Source organism: Coprococcus sp. AM100_B19A (assembly GCF_027662015.1).
Taxonomy (GTDB): Bacteria; Bacillota; Clostridia; order Lachnospirales; family Lachnospiraceae; genus Allocoprococcus; species Allocoprococcus comes.
In genome coordinates this window covers 1-24213 of sequence record NZ_JAQDKN010000021.1, presented here as the reverse complement: position 1 = coordinate 24213, position 24213 = coordinate 1, and the positions used below count along the sequence as shown (strand labels likewise).

The window sequence follows — 24213 nt, the reverse complement described above, 5'->3', positions numbered from 1 at the left end:
GTCAGCTTGACAAATAAAGGGTTAAGGAATATAATTAGATTCAGTATTATACAAGGAGTTAATAAATATGCGGCAAGGTATTCTTAAATAAACTGTCAATTTGATAGTGGGAACAAAAAGTAGCAGTCCCGTTTCACTTTTAATATGGGGCTTAGTTTTTTGTACCCAGTTTAAGAATACTTTTATCATGTAATTTTATATGCCCGAAAACATATAAGTGTTTTGGGGCTATTGGAGTTATTTACCCAGTGATAGGAGTATTTATCACTGGGTATTTTTATGCCCTTTTTTGGGTGTTGATAGGAGGAAAATCACATGAAAATAATTAACTTAGGCATTCTGGCTCACGTTGACGCAGGAAAGACAACATTAACGGAAAGTTTATTGTATACCAGTGGTGCAATTGCAGAACTAGGGAGCGTAGATGAAGGCACAACAAGGACAGATACAATGAATTTGGAGCGTCAAAGGGGAATCACTATCCAGACAGCAGTGACATCTTTTCAGTGGGAGGATGTAAAAGTCAACATTATAGATACGCCAGGCCATATGGATTTTTTGGCGGAAGTATACCGTTCTTTATCCGTATTAGACGGAGCAGTATTATTAGTTTCTGCAAAGGATGGCATACAGGCACAGACCCGTATACTGTTTCATGCACTACAGATAATGAAGATTCCGACAATTTTTTTCATCAATAAAATTGACCAAGAGGGGATTGATTTGCCAATGGTATATCGGGAAATGAAAGCAAAGCTTTCTTCGGAAATTATAGTGAAGCAAAAGGTTGGGCAGCATCCCCATATAAATGTAACGGACAATGACGATATGGAACAGTGGGATGCGGTAATTATGGGAAACGATGAACTATTAGAGAAATATATGTCAGGGAAACCGTTTAAAATGTCAGAACTGGAACAGGAAGAAAACAGGAGATTCCAAAACGGAACGTTATTTCCCGTTTATCACGGAAGCGCTAAAAACAATCTGGGGATTCGGCAGCTTATAGAAGTAATTGCCAGTAAATTTTATTCATCAACGCCTGAAGGTCAATCTGAACTATGCGGGCAGGTTTTTAAGATTGAATATTCAGAGAAAAGGCGGCGTTTTGTTTATGTGCGTATATATAGCGGAACATTGCATTTGAGGGATGTTATTAGAATATCTGAAAAAGAGAAAATAAAAATCACAGAAATGTGTATTCCGTCAAATGGTGAAATCGTCCCGGCTGACCATGCCTGTCCGGGAGAAATTGTTATTTTAGCTGATGATACTTTGAAACTGAACGACATTCTGGGAAATGAAAAACTCCTGCCTCACAAAACATGGATTGATAATCCCATGCCATTACTTCGGACAACGGTAGAGCCGCAAAAGCCGGAGCAAAGGGAAGCCCTGTTAAATGCCCTCGCAGAGATTGCTGATACAGACCCTCTTTTGCATTTTGACATTGATACTGTTACACATGAGATTATGTTATCTTTTTTGGGGAATGTGCAGATGGAAGTCATTTGTGCCATCCTTGAGGAAAAATATCATGTGGAGGCAGAAATAAAAGAGCCTACTGTTATATATATGGAAAGACCGCTTAGAAAAGCAGAATATACCATCCACATAGAAGTCCCGCCAAATCCTTTCTGGGCTTCTGTCGGGTTGTCCATAGAGCCGCTCCCTATTGGAAGCGGAGTGCAGTATGAAAGCAGAGTTTCACTTGGATATTTAAATCAATCGTTCCAAAATGCGGTTATGGAGGGGGTTCTTTATGGCTGCGAGCAGGGGCTGTATGGATGGAAAGTGACAGACTGTAAAATCTGTTTTGAATATGGATTGTATTATAGTCCTGTAAGTACCCCCGCAGACTTTCGGCTGCTTTCCCCTATCGTATTGGAGCAGGCTTTAAAAAAAGCAGGGACAGAACTATTAGAGCCATATCTCCACTTTGAAATTTATGCACCGCAGGAATATCTCTCACGGGCGTATCATGATGCTCCAAGGTATTGTGCAGATATTGTAAGTACTCAGATAAAGAATGACGAGGTCATTCTGAAAGGAGAAATCCCTGCTAGATGTATTCAAGAATACAGGAACGATTTAACTTATTTCACAAATGGGCAGGGAGTCTGCTTGACAGAGTTAAAAGGATACCAGCCAGCTATTGGTAAATTTATTTGCCAACCCCGCCGCCCGAATAGCCGTATAGATAAGGTTCGGCATATGTTCCACAAGTTAGCTTAACAGCTTGCAAAAGTCATATAAAATGAGATTTGAAAGGATTAGAGACTAATTATGATGAAATGCGAATGGATATTGTGTCCTGTTTGTGGGAGCAAAACCCGTAATAAAATTAGGAAGGACACTGTTTTGGAGAATTATCCCCTTTATTGTCCAAAATGCAGACAAGAAAGATTGATTAAAGTTGACAACTTGAAGATAACTGTCATCAAAGAGCCAGACGCTTAAGACGCAGAGCCGATGAAATTGTGGAACAATTCACGAATCATCGGCTCTTTTTGTTTCGTATTTGAAAGAACAAACTCACCAAATAAAAAAAACGATATTCGGGTGGGTTATTTTGTTATACCCTAAATTACCCTCTGAATTTGTTTTTAAATTTGGAGGGATTTTTTTATGTCCTTTTTTCGGGCAGTTATCTATCTGCTCATACGAAGCAAAATTTATCAATACATAGCATATCAGAGAACGGCAGGAAACCAGTTAAAAAAATTTCTGCCAGTGCAACGGTACTTCTCACCTTGAAAGTAGAAGTACAATCTCCATACAATAGAATTACTATTTCCTATAACCGTAAAGGTCACAGAGCCTTTGCGGTTTTTCTTTTGTCGATTTTTGTTGGAAAGTGCCGTAGGGCTGTTTCTGATATGCGGTGTCGTTCTCCGCCTCTCCATCTGGATTTTTTACATTTCAAAAATTCAGATGGGAGGTATTTATGGTGAAATATGCACCAAGAAAGGTATATATCAGAGAAAGTGGCGGCTATGTGGAATTATCCTACACGGAGTTCTGCCGTTGCAGGGAATCCGACCAGACCTATATGGACAAGCTGTTTATCCCCATTCAAGGCTGTCTGCTTGAAGTCGTGAGGGAGCAATACACAGACTTCTACCGTGACAAGGAACGGTGGCGTTATCTGCAAAAATTAGATACAAAGAATAGACTGCTATCTCTCGACGGATTTACGGACAGCGAGGGGAATCCTCTGGACTTTATCACTGATGAAGCGGTGGACATTGCAGAAACCGTTGTCAATGCGGTCATGGTGGACAGGCTGAAAGCCGCCCTGCCTTTGCTGTCGGATAGTGAACAGGAGCTGATACAGGCAATCTTTTTTGACGGACTTTCCGAGCGTGAAGTCGGGGCGAGGTTGGGCATAACCCAGAGCGTTGTAAACAAACGCAAAGCCAGAATCCTAATAAAACTAAGAAAGATAATAGAAAATTAAAATTTAAGGCGTTCAGCCCCCTTGTTTTTTCCTTTGGGAAGATGAGGGGGCTTTTCTCTGCCCTCTCAATCAATTCTGATTGGAGGAAGTAAGAATGGCATACAACCACGGACGGGAGGACAGGAAATGGCGTATCTGGAAAGAAGCGGAGGAAAAGCTGCTGCGTGAGTGCGGCGTTGATGAAGCGACCATTGAGCAGATACGCATGGCGGACAGGGCAGACTTCAATTCCAACAGGCGGTTTTACCGATGGACGAATGACGTTGCGGAATATCTTGAGGACATGGCAGGCAGGGAGCGGCAGGCGGAAGTGGGTACGGTTGCGGAGTTACTGGAAGAGATTGAGAGCGAAAATCTCTATCAAGTATTAGTCACGGTGGACGGGCGTACCTTGAAAATCGTCCTGCTGAAAATGCAGGGGTATTCCACAAAGGAGATTGCCCCGCTTGTGCATTTGACGACTGGTGCCATCTATGCGAGGTTAGACCATCTGCGGAAGAAGCTGCGGAAAATTTTATAGCTTCTAAAACAGCCTGCCATCCTGCGGGCTACTGGGTGAGGGATGGAAATCCCCTCACTCATTTTTTGCAGGAGGACAACAGGATGGCATACAGGGTTAAGGCATACACGCTTCGGGAGGAATCCACGGAAAGCGGCACAAGGTATTTTATCAGCTTTAAGGACGGGCAGGGCAAATCCCACGAGTTGGAAGTGTCGGAACAGTTCTTTATGGAGTTTCGGCAGATGGAGCGCAGGAACAGGAATCTTTTCTAATGGGACGAGCGGCACAGGGAGTTTAACGAGGTATGGGACGAAACCCTTTACAGACGGGCGTTGCGTGTGCCTAAGAGCCTTGATGAACGCATGGTTGAGGAAGAACGGAATGAAACGCTCTATAAGGCGGTTGGGAGCCTTCCAGAGATACAAAGGCGGCGTTTCCTGCTCTACTACGAGTATGAGTTCAATTTTTACCAAATCGCCGCTATGGAGCATTGCACCGCTTCGGCAATACAGAAATCTGTTGCGATTGCAAAGGAGAAAGTAAAGGCGGAAATTGAAGAAATATCTCCAACCGTGACCGACACCGCCCGAAAAAGAAATCTGTTTTTTATTTGTGTGGGATTGGCGGCATTACATACTCTCACTTTTTTCCGTGGGAGTAAATCTATTTTTAAGGAGGTCAACGCCTATGTGCAACGAAAACAAAGACACCGCCCGAAAGGAGGAAAGCCATGCAGAAGTTACAGACAGTCAACGCCGAAACGCTCCTTTATGAACCGCAAACCATCCTTTGTGGTGGACAGCCTTATCCCGACAGGCTTATCGCTGTTCTGCGGCTCACAGAAGATAGGCAAAAGCTGGCTCATGCTGAAGCTATGCTTATGCGTGTCGCAGGGAATCCCTTTATGGGATATGCCGACAATGGAGGGCGATGTGCTTTACCTCTGCCTTGAGGACACGTTCTGCCGCATACAGGACAGGTTATTTCGTTTGACGGACGAAGCAAGCGGGCGGCTCCACTTTGCCGTGGCAAGCTGCAAGCTGTCAGACGGTCTTATCGTGCAGCTTGAAGATTATCTGAAAGATTACCCAGACAGCAGGCTCATTGTCATTGATACCTTGCAGAAAGTCCGTACAGCTTCAAAAGACAATGCCTATGCAAGCGACTATGGGGACATCTCCCTCATCAAAGACTTTGCCGACAGGCACTCTCTGGCGGTCATTGTCGTACACCACATCCGAAAGCAGAATGACAGCGACGTGTTCAACAAGGTGTCTGGGACGACAGGATTAACGGGGAGTGCGGACGCTACCTTTGTTCTGGAAAAGGAGAAACGTGCGTCTGACACCGCCAAGCTGTATGTGACGGGCAGGGACACGCCTTATCAGGAATACACGCTGCGTTTCCGTGATTGCCGTTGGGAGCTTGTGGAGCGGAAAACGCAGGAGCAGCTTGCGAAAGAAACGATACCAGATGTCCTTTTTCGGTTGGTGGATTTTATGAGGGATAAGGAAGAATGGATAGGCACGGCAACGGAACTGTTAGCCGCTATGGGGGAAACGGAAACCATACCCACGGTGATTACGAAATGGCTGAATGAATACCGCACCACATTTTTAAGCGAGAACCGTATCTGCTACCAGTACAGCCGCAGGAAAGACGGCAGGCGGATTGCCCTTGCAAGGAGGGCGGGTGACAGCGGTGATGGTGGTGACAGCGATATTAGGATACCCCCCTGTTACTGTCATTGACGCTTAAAGCCATGTAAAGCTGGCGGCTCTGCCCTGCGGGTGACAGCAGTGACGGTGGTGACAGTGATTTTAGGATACCCTGCCGCTGTCATCCCTACGGGAGAACACCCCGTAAACGCAAAATGCAGGCGTGAGATTTACTCGCCCTTTTCGGTCGTGTAAAACCACCCCTGCGGTCAGAAAAATCATTCCGATTTTTCCGACTGCGTTTACAGGGTGTAACACACTACACTTTGCCCTGCAAAGTCGTGTGCCAGACGTTCCCTCTGGACTCCCTTAAGGCAGGGCTGTGCCCTGCTATCCTACGCCTTACGGCTTCGGATAAAAGAATGGCGGCATGACGGTGACGGCTCTTGCGAGGGGGGTATCCCAAAAACACCGTCATCATCGACATGACCGTCATGCAGGGGGTGAGGGTGACAGTTGCGGCAGTCGGCAGGGGGTATCCCAAAACTGCTGTCACCACCGTCACCGCTGTCACCCCAAAGGACGGTCACCCGCCGAAAGAAAGGAGGAATCCGCCTATGCCTTATGCAATCCTGCGTTTCCAGAAACGAAAAGCGGGCGGCGTTGCGGCTTGTGAACGCCACAACGAGCGGAAGAAAGAAGCCTACAAAAGCAACCCAGATATAGATATGGAACGCTCTAAAAACAATTACCATCTCATAGCACCACCAAAGTACACCTACAAGAAAGAGATTAACCGCATGGTAGCCGAAGCGGGGTGCAGGACAAGGAAAGACAGCGTGATGATGGTGGAAACGCTCATCACAGCTTCACCAGAATTTATGAACCAGTTACCGCCCGAAGAACAAAAAGCGTATTTCCAGACGGCTCTTGACTTCATTTCGGAGCGTGTTGGAAAGCAGAATATCCTCTCCGCTGTCGTCCATATGGACGAGAGAACGCCCCATATGCACCTCTGCTTTGTGCCGATTACGCCAGACAATAAGCTGTCAGCGAAAGCTATCTTAGGCAACCAGAAATCATTATCCGAGTGGCAGACCGCCTACCATGAGCGGATGTCCTCACGGTGGAATCAGCTTGAACGGGGGCAGTCCTCAATGGAAACCAAGCGGAAACACGTCCCCACATGGCTCTATAAATTAGGCGGCAGGCTTGATAAACAGTATGAAGAAATCGTGTCTGCCCTATCCGACATCAACGCCTTTAACGCAGGGAAGAAAAGGGATAAAGCGTTAGATTTACTCTCTGCATGGCTGCCAGACGTGGAGAAATTCTCTAAGGAAATCGGGAAACAGCAGGCGTATATCGACAGTTTGAAAGAGAGAATTGGGCAGGAATCAGACTATGCGGGGCGTATGCGTGATGAAAAGTACGAGCAGGAACTAAAGGTGCAGAAAGCGAATCAGAAGATATTTGAATTGCAGAGAACCAACGAGCAGATGGGGCGGCTGCTGTCAAAAATACCGCCCGAAGTGTTGGAAGAATTGCAGAAAAATCATAGAAGCAGAGCGAAAGAAAGGTAGATATGTGAATGAAGAAACAGGATTTTAAGGTGTTAAAGACCAAAGACTTGTACCCGTTCCCCGACAATCCGTTTCATGTGGCAGAAGATGAAACACTGTCAGAGTTAGCGGAAAGCATCAAGGAATTTGGCATTGTCACGCCGATAATCACACGCCCGAAAGAGGACGGGGACGGTTATGAAGTGATTGCAGGACAGCGGCGTGTCCGTGCTTCTGAACTTGCAGGGATAAATACCGTGCCTGCGTTTGTCCTGCCCTTAGACCGTGACCGAGCCATCATCACCCTTGTAGACAGCAATTTGCAGCGTGAGAATATCCTGCCATCGGAGCGGGCGTTTGCTTACAAGATGAAATCCGAAGCCATGAAGCGGCAGGGTTTCCGCACAGACTTAACCTCGTCACAAGTTGTGACGAAGTTGCGGACGGACGACAAGGTGGCACAGGGCTTCGGCGTGGGCAGGATGACCGTGCAGCGTTTTATCCGCCTGACGGAACTGATACCGCCGATTTTGCAGATGGTGGACGAGGGGAAAATCGCCCTCACGCCTGCGGTGGAACTGTCCTTCTTGAAGAAAGACGAGCAGGAAAACCTCTTTGCCACGATGGAGAGCGAAGAAGCAACGCCCTCACTCTCACAGGCACAGCGGATGAAACAGTTAAGCCAGAGCGGGCGGCTTGACATGGATACGATATTTGCGATTATGACGGAGGAAAAGGGCAACCAGAAAGAAACCTTGAAAATCAACACAAGCAAGCTGAAAAAATACTTTCCGAAGAACACAACGCCGAAGCAGATGGAGGAAACCATCATCAAACTTTTGGAGCGTCGCTCATATCCAAGAAGTAGGACAAAAGGATAATGTCGCGTTTCCTTTCGGGCAAAGCGTTAAGGGCTTCGGCAAGCAGTTCATTTTTGACGAGTACATCAAAGCCGGACACTTGAAAACGGAAATAATCGCTTTCGTATTCGTCCGTTGTGAAAAGCTGCGCGAGTTCGCTTTCGCTCAAATCCGAAAAAGTAACTTCGCGTGCTGCGCGTTTCGCAAGAGTGCGGCGGTGGCTTTTCGCTTCGCCGACCAAAGTTTTCTTTGCTAATGCGTCGTACTGATGTTGTATTCTTTCCTTGTCGGAAGAAGATAGCTCCATAGAGTTCACCTCCTTCTCGCGTGGAGTAGAGGACGGGAGTTAAGGGCTTGTCCTCTCTGCCCCTTTCGCTCCGTACCCGTTCGGGAGATGGCTCTTGAGTGCGCTTTTCAGAAAAAAGTTGAAAAAAGCAAAATGCGCCCGTCCGCAAGACGCGGACGGGCGCAAAGGAAATGTAAGCAGTAGCTAAATGTATTGACAGTTCACATTCATAGCCGGAATATCCCGCTTGCGGAGCATAGCTTTTTTTGACCGCAAAGCATTAGGCGGGTTACAGTAAATAAAAATGGACACGGCGATACCTCCCCGATACCGCCGTATCCTTAAAAAAGGGCGACTTTAATACACTACCCGCAATCCATTCTATAATAGGGAACAGCGGCTTTTGCGCAATATTAAATAAAAAAGCCGATAACACATAGGTTTTTTGACCTAATGCGTTATCGGCTCTGCGTCTATGCGTCTGGCACTTTTAATCATTTTTTTTTGAATTTATTATATGTGTTAGCTAACTGTCCACAAGCCGCGTTAATCTCTCTGCCATGAGAAACTCTCATAGTAACTTCAAGTCCTGCTTGCTCTAATTGATGTTTGAATGCAACTATTTCCCGTTTCTGTGGTGCTTTAATTCTTGAATTGCTTGTTGGGTTGTATTGTAACACGTTAATCATAACTTTTTTGCCCCGAAACCATTTTGCAAGTTGTCTTACATCTGAGGGCCGGTCATTTATACCCGGTAAAAGCAAATACGCAAAGACAATTTTGCGATTATGCCTTTCAGAATAGGATAAGGCTTGCTTAACAACATCTTCAATAGCATATATGCGCATGTGAGGAATAATACGATTTCTTGCAGATTGTGTTGCTGCGTGTAAAGATATTGTCAACTGAATTTTAAGATGTTCCTCGCGCAATTTTTTTAATTGATCGACCGGACCAACTGTTGATATGGTAATGCCGTCGGTTGGAAAGTTGAGCCCATATCTATCTCGGAGAATATGGATTGCTTTTATCAAGTTGTCATAATTGAATAAAGGCTCTCCCATACCCATAAAAACGATACGGTTTACTTTTCGACGCAACAATATAATCTGTTGTACGATTTCTGACGATGTTAGATTACGAACAAAGCCATTTCGCCCGGACTCACAAAAAATACAACCAACAGGACAACCGACTTGTGTGCTCACGCAAACAGTTCCACCATCTCGCCGCTTGATAAAAACCGTTTCAATGTATTTGTTGTCTTTCAGTTCGTAAACATACTTTTCAGTATCACTGCTTTTGCAAATATTTTTTACCAACATTGATAGATTTTTTTTGCGTGGTAATTGCTTATATAATTCTTCATATAAGGCTTTTGCTTCATTCTCGCCAATAACTTCCGACATTTCTTTGTAAGTAAATCCGTATGGATCATTCCGTACTTCCGCAGGCGTATATTTAGGTAAACGTTTCATTTTTATATCCTTTCTTCTAAATAATAAAAGTTTGTTTTTCTGTATTTTTGATTACAATCTCTAATTTTTCTACATCAATGATATGCGTCAATTTGCATTTAGGGCAGAAAAGAGGAAAATCTTTTAATACAGTATTATGAAATACTTGAACTCTCGTCTTTCCGTTACAAATCGGACATTTTATCCAATATTTTTTAAGCATTATATTTCACTCGTCCTTTTTACACAAAAAAATGCTGGTCAATCCTCAACATGAGCATTGACCTGCATTTATAATGCACAGAGCAGTACAACAAAACTAAGGCATAGCTTGCACTATGTCTATACTATATCTATACGTCGTTAGTTTTTTGTATAGCATCCGCAAAATAAGCATGACAAAAAAGCCCATGTTGAAAATGGGAAAATCCTTTTTTTCAATGCTTATCTAATACGCATGCTATGCAACATAAACGCCGCCTCCTTTTACATAAATTTTATTTTATCAGAAAATCAGTCTACTGTCAATACACAACAGGAAGTATTTAACCTAATGATATGAATTGTGTGGACATATCCAAAAAGAAAGGTGAACTGTAAAATGTAACAGGGTGAATGAAAATGGCAAAAAGACCCGTACCATTGTACGACTTTAAGGCTTTCGGGGCAGCTATAAAAGCCGCGAGAAATGAATACGGCGAGAGCCGCAAAAAGGTAAGCGACGAGTTATATATTTCCCCGCGCTACCTTGCGAATATCGAGAACAAGGGACAACAGCCGAGTTTACAGGTATTCTATGACCTTGTAACCCGGTATCATATTTCGGTAGATCAATTTTTCTTCCCGAACAGCAATGCGGAGAAATCCACCGGGCGGCGGCAGCTTGACGCGCTGCTGGACGGTATGAGCGATAAAGGCATACGGATTGTAACCGCAACAGCAAGGGAGATAACGGAAGTCGAAAAAGCAGAGGATTAACCTCACAATATGAGAAATCGGGAGATTGCAGCGCATGGCGGCTGCAATCTTTTTTTGCGTCCAAAATCAAAGGAACGCGCAACAAATACCGCCTTTCGGTGGGGGTATGGAGTAGATAGCAAGCACAGCAAACGAGTACCCGTTTGCGGAAAATGCTTGTTGGGATAATCCCAAACCCTTATACCGAAAGGCGGTGCGGAAATGGAAAACCGAAAGAGAAATATACAGATGAAGTTTTACGTTACGGAAGAAGAAAAGCGGCTGATCGACGAGAAGATGAAGCAGCTTCCCATAAAGCAGTATGGGGCATACTTCCGTAAAATGGCGATAGACGGGTATATTCTTGTCGTTGACCGAAGCGACACAAAAGCATATATCCGGGAACTGCAAGCGGTGAGCCGGAACATCAACCAAATTGCAAAACGCGCCAATGCGACGGGGACGGTTTACAGGCAGGATATAGAGGACATTAAAAAGGCGGTGGACGAGATATGGCGGTTACAAAGACGCACCCTATTAAATCAACCTTAAAGGCTGCGATAGACTATATCTTAAATCCCGAAAAGACAGACGGGAAGCTGCTTGCGTCCTCTTTCGGCTGCGGGCTGGAAACCGCCGATATTGAGTTTGCATGGACGCGGGAAGCTGCCGGAGATCGCGGCACACATTTAGGGCGGCACTTGATACAATCCTTTGCGGTGGGAGAAACCACACCGGAAGAAGCGCACAAAATCGGCATGGAACTTGCCGGGGCGGTATTAGGCGGCAAGTATGAGTTTGTTTTGACAACTCACGTCGATAAAGACCATCTGCATAATCACTTGATTTTCAACGCGGTTAGCTTCGTTGACTACAAAAAGTACCATTCCAACAAGCAAAGCTATCACTTTATCCGGCGCACCAGCGACAGGATATGTAAAGAGCATGGGCTATCCGTCGTCGTACCGGGACAGGACAAGGGAAAAAGCTATGCAGAATACACCGCCGAAAAGCAAGGGACAAGCTACAAAGCAAAGCTGAAAACGGCGATAGATACTCTCATTCCCCAAGTGAAAGATTTTGACGAACTGCTGCGCCGCTTGCAGGAAATGGGGTATGAAATCAAACAGGGCAAATACATTTCCTTTCGCGCTGCCGGACAGGAACGGTTTACCCGCACAAAGACGCTCGGCGCGGCCTATACGGAAGAAGCGATAAAGGAGCGTATCAAGGGCGTGTATGTTGCCAAAACAAAAACGCTGCGGGAAGATAAGAAAATCCGGCTTGTCGTCGATCTTGAAAACAGTATCAAAGCCCAACAGTCGGCGGGCTATGAACGGTGGGCAAAAATCCATAATCTGAAACAGGCTGCTAAAAGCATGAACTTCCTAACCGAAAACAAGATTGAGTATTATAGCGAACTTGAAAGCAAGATAGCCGATATTATGACCGCTCATGACGCGGCGGCAAAGGCGGTTAAGGAAGTGGAACAGCGTATGTAAGACTTAAAATAGAGACTGTAAAAGATGCTGATGAAAAAGAATGGATTGGAGTATTTACATCTTCTGAAGAGATGCATAAGGGTTCTGCTGGAAATGTGCAGATGAATCAGTCTATTGAATCAATACTTCGTCTGGCACTTAATTGGGAACAGGTGAATGGAATTGTGATTAATCCGTTTGGTAAGTATATTCAGATGACAAAGAAGATGATAGAGCTTTTAATCAATGGGTATGAATATAATGAGAATGAAAGGAAGAGCAAAGATGATGAGAACAATTAAAGTTACAGGAAAAGGGAAAATAGCAGTAAAGCCGGATAAAATCCGGTTATATGTCAACAAGGAAGAACTTTGCAAAGAATATGAAGATACTCTCCGAAGGTCAACAGAAGATACAGAGCTTCTCAAGGATTTGTTTGAGAAACTTGGTTTTCAGAGAAAAGACCTTAAAACAGTATATTTTAATGTCGATACAGAATATGAAAGCTATCAGGACAGAGATAAGAGCTGGAAGCGAAGATTTAAAGGTTATAAGTATAATCACCATATGAAAATAGAGTTTGCAGCTGATAATAAAAGATTAGGGCAAGTCCTTTACGCTTTGGCTCATAGCTCATTAAGGCCAGAGTTTTCTATTGAGTATACAGTGGCAGATGTAGAAAAATGTAAAAATGAGCTGTTACATAAAGCAATCGAGGATTCCATTCAAAAGGCACAGGTGCTTACAACAGCAGCAAATGTGAAATTGGGTGAAATACAGGCAATTGATTATTCTTGGGGAGAGATAGATTTTGTAACAAAGCCATTGAATGAAATGAGATTAATGGAGTGTACGGAATGTGAAATGAGTGCACCGGGAGCATATGATATAGATATTGAGGCAGACGATATTAATGTTACTGATACGGCAACTGTAATATGGGAAATTGCATAAAGAGGAAGATATAAATAGATTAGACGAAAAGCAAGAGGCACCGTTAAAGTAGGTACCTCCTTCTTTTTAGAGAGTTAGCTCTTTTTCTGATATGGGAATTTGCATCTCCGGAGCATTAAGTAGTGCTGTGAAATTCTGTCTAATGATATTCAGTGTCTTCTGCTTTTTCTGCAATTCTTGTTTTTCCCGGACAGTAGCAGCTTGTTCAGATTCAAGATTTTCTATCCTATTCTGGATTTTATTAGAGCTTGGGATTTTGGTAACACCGAGATCCTGAAGCTCTTTTTTTAGTGAATCGTGCAGTTGGTATTCTGCTTGATGTTTGGTTCGGTATGCTTTTGGATTTTTAGCAGATTTGCAATCTTCAATCACTTTTCGGCAGAGACGGTAAGAATCACAGTGTTTTTGAATGATTTTCTGTGTGCTCAGCTCACTGTTGATTTGCGTTATTCTTTGATCAGCCGCTTTAACAGAAGCATCAACATCAGAAACATGCTGTTGGAAATCTTCATAATTCAGCAGGTTATTTTCGGAAAGATAGTTGAAGGTGCGTGCCGCTTCTTTCAGGTTATTTAGTTTTGCCCATCGTTCAAATCCTTCTCGATTGCCGGTCGTAACATAAGTGGAGATATTGATATACAGGCGAGCTTCTCTGGACAGATGCCTTGGAGCTTTTATTTTGTTACGGTTTTTTGCCAAACGGATGCGGACATTTTCTTCTGAATAATAGCTTCCAAGAGATTTCATATAAGTGAAGTTTTTCTGTTCCGGTGCACGGAAGGACAGGTGTTTTCCCTGTCGGACTTCATATCCGGCTAACTGCATTTTTTGTAAAAATTCCTCATAGTTGATGGAAGTCCAGATTGCTTTATCAACTGCAACACGTAGCTTGGCTTTCCAGCTGGTGCCACGATGATATTCCATGTTCTCCTTATAACTTTTGCCTTTTTCTCCGGTTGGCATACTGGTGGCAAGTCCATTTTCATGGCAGATACGATTACTGATCCGGCAGATTTTATGGTAGCTCCGCTTATTGGAAACATACTTGTGATGATCAACAAAACTTGCTGCATTAAAGATGATGTGGTTATGGATATGATTTTTATCAACATGGGTGCTTATCACATATTCATATTTTCCTTTCAGTACTTCGTTTGCAAATTGTTGCCCTAAGCGATGGGCAGTTTCGGCATCAACTTCTCCAGGTTTAAATGACTGGATCAGATGAAATGCCAGGTTATCACCTTTGTCCATTCCATTCTTTTTTGCCATTTCTCTTGTCATAGAAAATTCAAGATCTGCAGTTTCCGGGGAACAGCCAAAACTGGAAACTAACAGTTTTTCTTCTGTTTTATCTGGATTCGTGATGTAGTCCAGAGCTTTCTTGTCTGTTACTTTAATTGGGAAGATCTTAAGATACGCCATAATTCTTTCACCATCTCTTTTAATTCTTGCTTTTCTTCCGGATACAGATCACCGGTGCTGTTTACTTTTTTGGCAATCTGATTAATATTCACACCGATCTTATGCATTTCCTCATACTGTTTCTTCAGTGGAGTGGTATCGGTGTTGACGATGTAACCGTCGATTGCCATTTTACGAAGATAAGCTCCCATATTTTTTGTCTTTGATTCAATCATCTTTCTACGAATAAGCTTTTTTTCTTCTGGGGAAACACAAAACAAAATCTGTATATTTCTTTTTCTCTTTGCCATAGGCAGATTCTCCTTTCTTTGGTTCTTCGAAGTAGTGACTTCTGTGTTTTTAATTTAGGGCAGGGTTCCCTAAATTGCTGGTTTTCCGGAAGTGTATATACACTTCCTGTCCTTGCTATTTACCGGTGGCACAGCCGCCGGAAGAGAGTCTTAAAAAAGAACCCTCTATAAATAAGGTACTGAGAGAAGAAAAAGAGGACATCGAAGCTCAGAAGTATGACGCAAGCATGATTCTGTGGTATAGTAAAATCTGAATGAAAAAGAAGAAAAGAGGTCAAACCGATGTCACGGAAAAACCATAAGATGATAGATGGGAGATTACTGCAAACGAATAAGAAGTATTCCCAGTTAAAAATGAAGCAGAAAGAAAAGATTGCGGAATGGATGTTTCAGGCAACCAGAGATTATTATATGAAAAAATGTACTTTTCCGAGTGACAAACATCTGGAAGAAGTGGTGGATTCTGTTTATGAAAAAATTGAAGATGCAGAAATCTGGATTCCGTATGGAGAGGTCTTCAAGCATTATAAATCCAAACGATCGGATATCAACAAACGTGTCAGAAAATCTCTGAATGAAAAAGAAGAGAGTCAGATTGAGAAGGTCTGTTTTATGAATATGTGTATGATTCAGGATCATAAAGGGAATGTACTGGCTCTGGATAAAGTAAATGATAGCTATACCGGTACAACTTTTCCAGGCGGTCACGTAGAAGCAAATGAGATTTTTCAGAAATCTATGATTCGGGAAGTCTGGGAAGAAACAGGACTTACGGTTGAAGCACCGAAGCTTGGAGGATTATATCATTGGCATAAGAGCGGAGTGCACTATGTTATTACCTTGTATAAAGCGGATAAGTTTACCGGAGAATTAAAGAGTTCTGAGGAAGGAAGAGTTTATTGGATTCCGCTGGAAGAGTTAAAAACAAAAGAACTTGCTACAGGTATGGAACACGTTTTGCGGATTCTGGAATCAGAGAAGGTGGACGAGTGCTATATGCATCTGGAAGCAGATGGATATGTGGGAGACTTGTATTAAAGAATTACATGAGAAATGGCTGCCTGCTCATTGGAGAAAAGACAGCCATTCTTTATAAGATACATCATTCATCTATTCTGTTTTTTGCGGTTCGTTTTTGGAAGTGAAATTAATATATTTGGCACGTTGTAAAATTGAAATAACTGCATCAATGCTTTCAGGATTGGAGAAGCTCATGATAAAAGGTTCTTCTTTAAATTCCATGGGTTCGAACCCAGGATTCTGATCTGGATTCTTGAGTATATGGATGGGACGTGCACTCTGATTATAAAATGCCAGTTGTGCGGAATCTGTAGTGTTACCGATGACACCAATGCCTACATCCCCTTTTCCAAAGTCTATTCTATGTTTATTTAAGTTGATCATTTTCAAAAATCTCCTTTTTCAAAAATAGCATATTTAGTAATTTTCTATTATTCCCGAAGTAGGGATATCTTTTAAAAAGTCACTGTTGGAAGTAATCGGAGAATCTACAATCTGAACGCCGCTTCGTTTCATCATTCGGAATTTGAAATCAAGAAGTTCCGGTGGAACTTTCAGTTCTGCGGCAGCCTGGAAAAAGGACATATCAGCGTTAAGCATCTCCAGGACATCTTCATCTTCCAGAAGATAATCAGCGGCAAAGCAATTCGCTTCATATTCACATTGTGACACTCCATCGAATAATTCAAAATCATGAAAACACTTGATCTGAAGGGGTTTCTGATGAAGGAGTGCGTGACCGATCTCGTGGATCAGGATAATCTGCTGTATGATTTCCGGTAGGTCGCAGTTAATGACGATGCAGGTCTTTCGACATTCCCGCATACAGAAGCCTTTGCAACAGTTTGGATCAGTTCCAAGCGGAAGCTTTTTAACAATAATATGCATAGCGGCTGCAAGGCGGTACGGATCACTTTCCTGATATTTTGCTTTTACTTTATTAACAGTGTCTCTTATACATTTTGAACTCATAAAAACACCTCGATATTTCATAAGATAGTTTGCTGCAAGTATAGAGTAGCAAAAGTGCTGTACGAAAATACGGACACCTATGAATCACTTTCCATTTCAGTGTTTTTCTTTTTCCGTCCAAATGTCTTTTTGGCTTCCATCTTACAGGAAAGATATGCTTTGGTTACAGCCTGATAGAAAGCATCTTTTGCTTCTTCGTCGAGTTCGCCACCAGCAAAAAGAGCACGGTTGGCTTCGAGAATCTCATTGATGTCCCTGGCTCCTTTTTCACCAAGCTGTCCATTGACTTCATCAATATAATCCATTTTTTCAATTCCGTAAGAAGGATCTGTGATCTCATCATGTTTCAAATAATCGTAAGAGACATTCAATGCATGAGCGAGCTTTCTCATAGTAGAGATTCGTGCGATGGTGCCGGAACTTTCATAAGCTGCGATCGCACGCTGGGATACGCCGACCAGTTCTGCAAGTTCTTTTTGTGTCAGATGATTTTGTTCTCGTTGATATTTAATCTTGTCTGAAAAATTCATAGTGGGATCCTTTCCAAGTTTTTGAAATCGTAACTTCATCAACTTTATAAAAACTATTGACAGAGTTCATTATCACGTATAAAATACAAACAAATGTTCGTGAAGTTAGTAGAAATTATAATCTATAAACTTCACAAAGTCAATATGAAGCAAAGAACTTTTATTATGATTTTTAAGACTGGTAGGTGAATGTTATGAGCAGGACAATTCTTCATTCAGATATGAATTGCTTTTACGCAAGTGTTGAGATGCTGCATCATCCAGAACTTGCCGGGAAGCCGATGGCAGTCGGTGGTGATCCGGAAGCAAGACATGGAATTGTGCTGACTGCAAACTATATTGCGAAGCGAGCCGGAGTAAAAACAGGCATGGCATTGTGGCAGGCAAGACAGGTTTGCCCAGAAATAATCTTTGTACCGCCTCGCATGGATCTTTATTTGAGGTTTTCCAGAATGGCACAGGAGATTTACAGTGAATACACAGATCAGAGAGAACCATTTGGGATTGATGAAAGCTGGCTGGATGTGACCGCCAGTACTTCTATCAAGGGAGACGGAATGAAGATTGCAAAAGAGATCAGCAGTCGGATTAAATATGAACTGGGGGTTACCGTAAGTATTGGTGTTTCCTGGAATAAGATATTTGCAAAGCTCGGTTCTGATTATAAAAAGCCGGATGCCATTACAGAGTTTTCCAAAGACAATTACAAGGATATTGCATGGAAACTTCCAGTAGGTGATTTACTCATGGTCGGAAGAAGCACTGAACGGACGATGAAGAAACTTGGCATTTGTACAATCGGAGATCTGGCAGGAGCAGAACCTTCTATATTAGAAACATATCTTGGAAAGATGGGATTGGTACTTCATACCTTTGCAAATGGATGGGATGAAACTCCAGTTTTGGTAGAAGGATATAAAGTACCGATCAAGTCTATCGGGAACAGTACAACAACGCCAAGAGATCTTGTTAGTGAATTGGACGTGAAGATTATTTTGATGGCTCTTTCAGAAAGTGTAGGAGCCAGGCTTCGTGAAAATGGTTTTCAATGCAGGACAGTAGAAATCTCGATTCGGGATAATGGATTGTATCATTTCACGAGACAGTGCAAGTTGGACAGGGCAAGTAATCTTACAGAAGAAATTGCCAGAACTGCATTTGAGTTATTCCAGAAAAACTATAATTGGGAACATCCAATTCGTAGTCTTGGTGTTCGAGGATGTGATCTGGTATCAGAAGAGATGCCGTATCAGCTTGATTTATTTATGGATGAAACGAAGAGAGAAAAAATCAAAAAGATGGACCAGGTGGTAGATGAGATCCGTGGAAGGTTTGGCTATCAGAGTATTCAGAGAGCATTTATGTATCAGGATAAGATACTGGCACAGCTGAATGCTAAGGAACATACGGTTCATCCACAGGCATATTTTCATGGATAGGAGAGAGCAGGTGTTTTGTAATGACAGCTAAAGTGTATGTAGATGTCCTGGCAGTATTCAGCCGGGAAGGAGAATTGATCCCTACAGCGTTTGTCTGGGAAGATGGACGTAAGTATGCGATTGATAAGGTTTCAAAACCGGAGCGTTGTGCCAGCCGAAAAGCTGGCGGAACCGGATATCGTTATACCTGTCAGGTGGGTGGAAAAATCTGTCATCTGACTTATGAAGAAAATTATAAATGGTTTATGGAACGTAAATAACGGCGTCCTAAAAGGGAGCCCTGAATCAGGGCCCCCTTTGGAGAGATAGATATTCGATGAGAACATCAGCAGTCGGGGATACATCCTTTCCCGTGAGAACCGATTGCTTTCAATAGATCATACAGTTGCCGATCAGCCAGAAATAGAAGCTATCCCACAGCGGATATTTCTGCGGAATCTGCATGAAGAGATGTTAGGACAGTGACAGACTGTGAATGGAACAAACAATACAATGATTGGTCTGGCTGCGGAAGCGGTCGGGAAGGAGGACAATTATGCAGAGAATACAGGATATGTTTATCAATATGGAAGAAGTGGCAGAGGATGCTTATAAGAATACGGAATTATTGCTGAGTCAGTATACTAAAGTAATGTTCCGTATTGAGAAGAACCTTGTGGATATAGATTATGAAATGTATGCAGAGGAAGGGAAGCATCTGAAGGAAATGTTATATGATCTGGTAGATTTCGATGCGACTGCAGAGAAACGCAGAATCCAGGAAAAGCTTCTGAATAATGATATGAATCTCTGTTTGCTGGAAATCATGAGAGATTCCCTGATAGCTTTGAGGGATTATCCAAAAAATGGACAGCTGTATTATCGGCTTTTGAAATATAGATATTTTGAAGCAGGAAATACCAATGAAGATGTGATGCTGATGCTGGATGATATGCCAAGCACTACTTATTATCGAAACCGTAAGAAAGCAATCCGTTTGTATGCAACAATGCTCTGGGCATTTACACGTCCGGAAAAGATACAGAATAAGATGGAGGAAATAAACTGGAAGAAAAGTGGAAGTAAAGTGGCAGTGAACTGACAGTAAACTGGCATGTGAATGGTATTACAATGAAAATACGTGCATGTTAGAATTGATATGCTGAGAGAAATAGACCTTCGCAGACGTAATGTTTGCGGAGGTTTTTCTTTTCTCAAATTTTAAGGCGTCAGGCTGTGCCCGGAAGGGCATGGCCTTTTTTTATACCCAAAAACAGGTTGCAGATTTGAAAAAGCTTCCTTTTTAACAGGTAGATGCCGGAAAGGAAGAGCATATCAAGATGCAGGGAAGAGGCAGGCATTATGCCAGATATCCATGATTTTCGATTTGTCACAAATCAAATCAACAAAAACGACAAATCGGAGAAACAATCATGGAAGAAAGAAAATACACATTTTACGACAGATATCAGAAGGTGAAATACGCTAATATTACAGCAGAAGAGCTGGAAGTTCTTAATATTTTTTATAATAAGGAACATTATATGTTTGATCAGCAGCATCAGAGAAATAATACAGTATTATTTTGTGGATTAGAATCAGAAAACGGTTGTGCGACAGACTTTATCGCAGATAGTGGACGTGACATTGCATCGGATATTACAACTGAGATCTTCTTTAAAGAACTCTTCAGCGATCTGACAGAGAAAGAAAAGAAAATCGTGAGCGATTATTTTATCATGGGAAAACAGGTTAAAGAAACAGCAGAGGAACTGGGCATCAGCACACGTCAGGTGAGTAGAGACAAGAACAGTGCTTTGGCAAAAATGTTGAAGAGGATGAAAGCAGCTGGATATGAATCATATGCTGAGGCGGCAGGTGCATTTCTGCAGGAAAGCGATTATATTCCAACACAGATGGAGACACAGAACTCGATTATGAAGAAAAGGACCGGAGAAGTGAGACTGCCATCAGATCATAAGATGAAAAAATAAATTAGTTAAAAATTAATCATGATAATAATGTGATGATATCACAGAAAACAAATGAATTTCAGATTATAATAAAGCCACAAAAGAAAAAACAAGGAGGACTGTAAAATGTCTGCTATTAATATCAATAAAAATAATTTTCAGAATGAAATAATGGATTCCGAGAAAACCGTTCTTTTAGACTTTTGGGCTCCTTGGTGTGCTCCTTGTCGTATGGTGGCTCCTATCATAGAGGAGATAGCAAGTGAACGCCCTGATATCAAAGTTGGAAAGATCAATGTGGATGAGCAGCCAGAACTGGCAAGTAAATTTGGTATTATGAGTATTCCAACTTTGGTGGTTATGAAGAATGGGAAGATTGTAACAAAAGTTTCAGGGGCAAGACCTAAGAAGGCAATCTTAGAGATGCTTTAAGGAGGTGCGTTAATGGGATTTTTTGATTTTTTAAAACAGGCGAATATTAATCAAGGGATAGAGGAATATAAAAAGACTGCTGGTGCAGCTCTGCTGGATGTTCGTACGCCGCAGGAATATCAGGAAGGGCATATACCAGAAAGTAAAAATGTGCCATTGCAACAACTTAACAATGTTGTTTCGGTAGTGAAGAATACAGAAATACCGCTGTTTGTATACTGTTATTCCGGAGCCCGAAGTCGTCAAGCAACTGGGATGTTGCAACGAATGGGATATTCTAAAGTAAATAATATTGGTGGCATTGCTGCTTATTCAGGAAAGGTGGAAAAATAAGATGAAGGTAATAATCGTAGGCGGTGTAGCCGGAGGAGCTACAGCTGCAGCAAGAATACGAAGATTGGATGAACATGCAGAAATTACTGTGTTTGAAAGATCCGGATACATATCCTATGCGAATTGTGGGCTTCCATATTATATCGGAGACGTGATCACAGACCCGGAAGAACTTACACTACAGACACCAGAGAGTTTTTTTAAACGATTCCGTATTAACATGAAAATTCATCATGAAGTTATCTCCATACATCCGGAACGAAAAACGGTTTCAGTGAAAAATTTAGAGAATGGTGAGATATTTGAAGAAAACTATGATAAGCTGATCCTCTCTCCAGGTGCAAAGCCAACACAGCCGAGACTTCCCGGAGTAGGTATGGATAAACTTTTTACACTTCGTACTGTAGAAGACACTTTTCGGATAAAGGAATATATAAATAAGAATCATCCAAAATCGGCTGTATTGGCAGGTGGCGGTTTTATTGGTCTGGAACTGGCAGAAAATTTGAGGGAGCTTGGCATGGATGTTACAATTGTCCAGCGGCCTAAGCAGCTGATGAACCCATTTGACCCGGATATGGCATCCATGATCCATAATGAAATGAGAAAGCATGGGATAAAACTGGTACTGGGCTATACAGTAGAAGGATTTAAAGAAAAGGACAATGGAGTAGAGGTTCTATTAAAAGATAATCCATCCCTTCAGGCTGATATGGTGGTGCTGGCAATCGGAGTTACACCAGACACAGCATTAGCAAAAGAAGCTGGTCTGGAACTTGGCATCAAGGGAAGTATCGTAGTGAATGACAGAATGGAAACTTCTGTACCGGATATTTATGCAGCAGGTGATGCAGTTCAGGTAAAACATTATGTTACGGGTGATGATGCGCTGATCTCTTTGGCCGGACCAGCCAACAAGCAGGGCAGGATCATCGCTGATAATATTTGTGGTGGTGACAGCCGTTACCTGGGCAGTCAGGGAAGCTCCGTTATCAAAGTATTTGATATGACAGCAGCCACTACAGGTATCAATGAAACCAATGCCAAAAAGTCAGGATTAGATGTAGATACAGTAATTCTTTCTCCTATGAGTCATGCCGGTTACTATCCTGGTGGAAAAGTGATGACCATGAAGGTGGTTTTTGAAAAAGAGACTTATCGTTTGCTTGGTGCTCAGATTATTGGATATGAAGGAGTTGATAAACGTATTGATGTGCTGGCAACAGCAATTCATGCAGGGCTGAAGGCAACCCAGCTGAAAGATCTGGATCTTGCATATGCACCGCCGTATTCCTCTGCCAAGGATCCTGTAAATATGGCAGGATTCATGATAGACAATATAGCAAAAGGTACCTTAAAACAATGGCATCTGGAAGATATGGATAAGATTTCTAAAGATAAAAGTGTTGTATTGCTGGATGTGAGAACTGTAGGTGAGTTTAACAGGGGGCATATGGATGGATTCAGAAATATTCCTGTAGATGAACTAAGGGAACGTATCAATGAAATTGAGAAGGGAAAGCCTGTTTACTTGATATGCCAAAGTGGTCTGCGCAGCTACATTGCCAGCCGTATTCTGGAAGGAAACGGTTATGAAACATACAACTTCTCCGGTGGATTCCGCTTCTATGATGCAGTGGTTAATGACCGTGCGTTGATTGAAAGGGCATATGCATGTGGTATGGATTATTAAAAAATAATCACAATAATTTTATAATTTACTTGTAGCGTAAAAAGATCCCCCATTTATTAGAATGACTTTCACAATTCTGATAAATGGAGGATTCTTTAGATGTCATAGAAAAACAGTTTTATGATCTTTGTAGTGTTTCCAGTCTTTTCGAATCAAGGATGGTGATTTTGCCGCGTGAGAGTTTGACGAGACCATCGCCCTGAAAGTATCGAAGCATTCGAGTGATCACTTCCCTGTGGGAACCAAGATGGTTTGCGATAGTTTCGTGAGTGATTTTCAGTTCATTTGTTCCTTCGATAGAGGTCTCTTCTAAAAGAAATGAAGCAACACGCTTATCCAAACTCTTCCACATGATCTGTTCAATCAGCCACATGACATCAGAAAAACGGCTAGCCATTAATTCATTGGTATAGTTTGCGACGGGAGCCGATTCCTTCATGATGTCCTTATAGATTTCAGCAGGGATGATCCAAAGATCAGTATCTTTTTCTGCTTCAATGGTTACTTCAAATTGAATGGACTGCATGATACATGAGGCGGATAAAAGACACATATCCATATCGAACAGGCGGTAAAGTGTAATTTCTCGTCCTTCATCTGAAAGTATGTAAGTTCGAAGCTGCCCGGATTTAACCAGTAATAATCCAGTACAATCCAGGTTTCCGTTGTGAATGATCGTTCCTTTTTTTACATCCCGTGTAATCAAATTGTCTGAAATTACTTTTTTCTGTGCTGTATTTAAGTCATTCCATAGTGGAAAATAATTTTCGAAGCTCATAACAGTTATCTCCTTTACGAACATAGTATACTTACTTTTTTTAGATGCGTCAATTATATAATTGACATATGCCATAAATAAAAATATACTGACTATAGTACATGACTGTTGTGAATATGAGGGAGGGATAAATAATGCAGGGAGATGTCAGTTTTACATTTTTGGACCGAAT

General features: G+C 42.2%; 27 protein-coding genes and 3 pseudogenes. 21 read left to right on the top strand and 9 right to left on the bottom strand.

The features are described from left to right. Positions 1-315 precede the first annotated feature (315 nt). The 8 genes and pseudogenes from tet(O) (at position 316) to PGQ33_RS15345 (ending at position 8063) form a co-directional block, all read left to right on the top strand. Positions 316-2235, top strand: a complete 1920-nt coding sequence (tet(O), locus tag PGQ33_RS15380) for a tetracycline resistance ribosomal protection protein Tet(O) (RefSeq protein WP_055182589.1) — start codon at positions 316-318, stop codon at positions 2233-2235. Between the two features lie 51 nt (positions 2236-2286). Then, positions 2287-2460, top strand: coding sequence for a cysteine-rich KTR domain-containing protein (locus PGQ33_RS15375; RefSeq protein ID WP_002779755.1), 174 nt, complete (start codon positions 2287-2289; stop codon positions 2458-2460). Between the two features lie 490 nt (positions 2461-2950). Continuing rightward, the gene (locus PGQ33_RS15370) at positions 2951-3460 is read left to right on the top strand and encodes a sigma-70 family RNA polymerase sigma factor (RefSeq protein WP_105116765.1); all 510 of its coding nucleotides are present in this window, start codon (positions 2951-2953) and stop codon (positions 3458-3460) included. Positions 3461-3554: 94 nt separating this feature from the next. Continuing rightward, positions 3555-3980 carry a sigma-70 family RNA polymerase sigma factor gene (locus tag PGQ33_RS15365; protein WP_000323895.1) on the top strand — a complete coding sequence of 142 codons (426 nt, stop codon included), beginning with the start codon at positions 3555-3557 and terminating at the stop codon, positions 3978-3980. Between the two features lie 83 nt (positions 3981-4063). Further along, positions 4064-4538: pseudogene (locus PGQ33_RS15360) on the top strand (RNA polymerase sigma factor). A gap of 154 nt (positions 4539-4692) precedes the next feature. Next, positions 4693-5720 (top strand): annotated as a pseudogene (locus tag PGQ33_RS15355) (AAA family ATPase). A gap of 517 nt (positions 5721-6237) precedes the next feature. Next, a complete protein-coding gene (gene mobV, locus PGQ33_RS15350) occupies positions 6238-7203 on the top strand; it encodes a MobV family relaxase (RefSeq protein ID WP_001820668.1) in 966 nt (321 codons plus the stop codon). Positions 7204-7211: 8 nt separating this feature from the next. Continuing rightward, positions 7212-8063, top strand: a complete 852-nt coding sequence (locus PGQ33_RS15345; RefSeq protein ID WP_195518778.1) for a ParB/RepB/Spo0J family partition protein — start codon at positions 7212-7214, stop codon at positions 8061-8063. On the opposite strand, the gene PGQ33_RS15340 is transcribed toward PGQ33_RS15345, so the two are convergent. The 3 genes from PGQ33_RS15340 to PGQ33_RS15330 form a co-directional block, all read right to left on the bottom strand. Next, positions 8014-8349 carry a sigma-70 family RNA polymerase sigma factor gene (locus PGQ33_RS15340; protein WP_442872458.1) on the bottom strand — a complete coding sequence of 112 codons (336 nt, stop codon included), beginning with the start codon at positions 8347-8349 and terminating at the stop codon, positions 8014-8016. The two genes, PGQ33_RS15345 and PGQ33_RS15340, sit on opposite strands and share 50 nt — an antisense overlap. Before the next feature lie 473 nt (positions 8350-8822). Then, positions 8823-9806, bottom strand: coding sequence for a 23S rRNA (adenine(2503)-C(2))-methyltransferase RlmN (rlmN, locus tag PGQ33_RS15335; protein WP_002584956.1), 984 nt, complete (start codon positions 9804-9806; stop codon positions 8823-8825). A gap of 16 nt (positions 9807-9822) precedes the next feature. Further along, positions 9823-10008: a cysteine-rich KTR domain-containing protein gene (locus PGQ33_RS15330; RefSeq protein WP_003431289.1), complete on the bottom strand. Its 186-nt coding sequence runs from the start codon at positions 10006-10008 to the stop codon at positions 9823-9825. 398 nt (positions 10009-10406) lie between these two features. Between PGQ33_RS15330 and PGQ33_RS15325 the strand changes: the two genes are divergently transcribed. The 5 genes and pseudogenes from PGQ33_RS15325 (at position 10407) to PGQ33_RS15305 (ending at position 13177) form a co-directional block, all read left to right on the top strand. Continuing rightward, a complete protein-coding gene (locus tag PGQ33_RS15325; RefSeq protein ID WP_002584957.1) occupies positions 10407-10763 on the top strand; it encodes a helix-turn-helix transcriptional regulator in 357 nt (118 codons plus the stop codon). A 201-nt stretch (positions 10764-10964) separates the two neighbouring features. Next, positions 10965-11294 carry a plasmid mobilization protein gene (locus PGQ33_RS15320; RefSeq protein ID WP_002584958.1) on the top strand — a complete coding sequence of 110 codons (330 nt, stop codon included), beginning with the start codon at positions 10965-10967 and terminating at the stop codon, positions 11292-11294. Continuing rightward, positions 11255-12241 (top strand): annotated as a pseudogene (locus PGQ33_RS15315) (relaxase/mobilization nuclease domain-containing protein); the annotation flags it as partial. The gene PGQ33_RS15320 and the pseudogene PGQ33_RS15315, both read left to right, overlap by 40 nt. 11 nt (positions 12242-12252) lie before the next feature. Further along, on the top strand, positions 12253-12525 hold the full coding sequence (locus tag PGQ33_RS15310; protein ID WP_195518783.1) for an SseB family protein: 273 nt from the start codon (positions 12253-12255) through the stop codon (positions 12523-12525). Next, complete coding sequence (locus tag PGQ33_RS15305; RefSeq protein ID WP_243246738.1) at positions 12491-13177, top strand: SIMPL domain-containing protein; 687 nt, start codon at positions 12491-12493, stop codon at positions 13175-13177. The genes PGQ33_RS15310 and PGQ33_RS15305 overlap by 35 nt, the downstream gene beginning before the upstream one ends. A 66-nt stretch (positions 13178-13243) precedes the next feature. Here PGQ33_RS15305 and PGQ33_RS15300 read toward each other — a convergent pair whose 3' ends face one another. Beyond that, complete coding sequence (locus PGQ33_RS15300) at positions 13244-14602, bottom strand: relaxase/mobilization nuclease domain-containing protein (protein ID WP_026650134.1); 1359 nt, start codon at positions 14600-14602, stop codon at positions 13244-13246. Next, complete coding sequence (locus PGQ33_RS15295; RefSeq protein ID WP_026650133.1) at positions 14569-14892, bottom strand: MobC family plasmid mobilization relaxosome protein; 324 nt, start codon at positions 14890-14892, stop codon at positions 14569-14571. Before PGQ33_RS15295 ends, PGQ33_RS15300 begins: the two co-directional genes overlap by 34 nt. A 282-nt stretch (positions 14893-15174) precedes the next feature. Here PGQ33_RS15295 and PGQ33_RS15290 point away from each other — a divergent pair, with 282 nt between their 5' ends. Next, positions 15175-15930 (top strand): 8-oxo-dGTP diphosphatase, encoded by a 756-nt coding sequence (locus PGQ33_RS15290; protein ID WP_049946956.1) that lies wholly within the window; start codon positions 15175-15177, stop codon positions 15928-15930. Between the two features lie 72 nt (positions 15931-16002). On the opposite strand, the gene PGQ33_RS15285 is transcribed toward PGQ33_RS15290, so the two are convergent. The 3 genes from PGQ33_RS15285 to PGQ33_RS15275 form a co-directional block, all read right to left on the bottom strand. After that, entirely contained in the window at positions 16003-16296 is a 294-nt protein-coding gene (locus PGQ33_RS15285) for a hypothetical protein (RefSeq protein WP_026650130.1), read from the bottom strand. Positions 16297-16329: 33 nt separating this feature from the next. After that, positions 16330-16884: an ImmA/IrrE family metallo-endopeptidase gene (locus tag PGQ33_RS15280; RefSeq protein ID WP_026650129.1), complete on the bottom strand. Its 555-nt coding sequence runs from the start codon at positions 16882-16884 to the stop codon at positions 16330-16332. Between the two features lie 77 nt (positions 16885-16961). Next, entirely contained in the window at positions 16962-17414 is a 453-nt protein-coding gene (locus PGQ33_RS15275; protein ID WP_026650128.1) for a helix-turn-helix domain-containing protein, read from the bottom strand. A gap of 194 nt (positions 17415-17608) precedes the next feature. Between PGQ33_RS15275 and dinB the strand changes: the two genes are divergently transcribed. The 7 genes from dinB (at position 17609) to PGQ33_RS15240 (ending at position 23263) form a co-directional block, all read left to right on the top strand. Continuing rightward, a complete protein-coding gene (gene dinB / locus PGQ33_RS15270; RefSeq protein WP_044924451.1) occupies positions 17609-18853 on the top strand; it encodes a DNA polymerase IV in 1245 nt (414 codons plus the stop codon). 20 nt (positions 18854-18873) lie between these two features. Next, positions 18874-19113, top strand: a complete 240-nt coding sequence (locus PGQ33_RS15265; RefSeq protein WP_026650126.1) for a hypothetical protein — start codon at positions 18874-18876, stop codon at positions 19111-19113. Positions 19114-19388: 275 nt separating this feature from the next. Beyond that, complete coding sequence (locus PGQ33_RS15260) at positions 19389-19934, top strand: hypothetical protein (protein ID WP_026650125.1); 546 nt, start codon at positions 19389-19391, stop codon at positions 19932-19934. A 331-nt stretch (positions 19935-20265) separates the two neighbouring features. Then, complete coding sequence (locus PGQ33_RS15255; RefSeq protein ID WP_026650124.1) at positions 20266-20826, top strand: sigma factor-like helix-turn-helix DNA-binding protein; 561 nt, start codon at positions 20266-20268, stop codon at positions 20824-20826. 105 nt (positions 20827-20931) lie between these two features. Next, positions 20932-21237 carry a thioredoxin gene (gene trxA, locus PGQ33_RS15250; protein ID WP_028086464.1) on the top strand — a complete coding sequence of 102 codons (306 nt, stop codon included), beginning with the start codon at positions 20932-20934 and terminating at the stop codon, positions 21235-21237. A gap of 12 nt (positions 21238-21249) precedes the next feature. Next, on the top strand, positions 21250-21570 hold the full coding sequence (locus tag PGQ33_RS15245) for a rhodanese-like domain-containing protein (RefSeq protein ID WP_161234128.1): 321 nt from the start codon (positions 21250-21252) through the stop codon (positions 21568-21570). A 1-nt stretch (position 21571) separates the two neighbouring features. Continuing rightward, positions 21572-23263 carry an FAD-dependent oxidoreductase gene (locus PGQ33_RS15240; RefSeq protein WP_073106970.1) on the top strand — a complete coding sequence of 564 codons (1692 nt, stop codon included), beginning with the start codon at positions 21572-21574 and terminating at the stop codon, positions 23261-23263. 118 nt (positions 23264-23381) lie between these two features. Here PGQ33_RS15240 and PGQ33_RS15235 read toward each other — a convergent pair whose 3' ends face one another. Continuing rightward, positions 23382-24065 carry a Crp/Fnr family transcriptional regulator gene (locus tag PGQ33_RS15235; protein ID WP_044924472.1) on the bottom strand — a complete coding sequence of 228 codons (684 nt, stop codon included), beginning with the start codon at positions 24063-24065 and terminating at the stop codon, positions 23382-23384. Between the last annotated feature and the right edge of the window lie 148 nt (positions 24066-24213).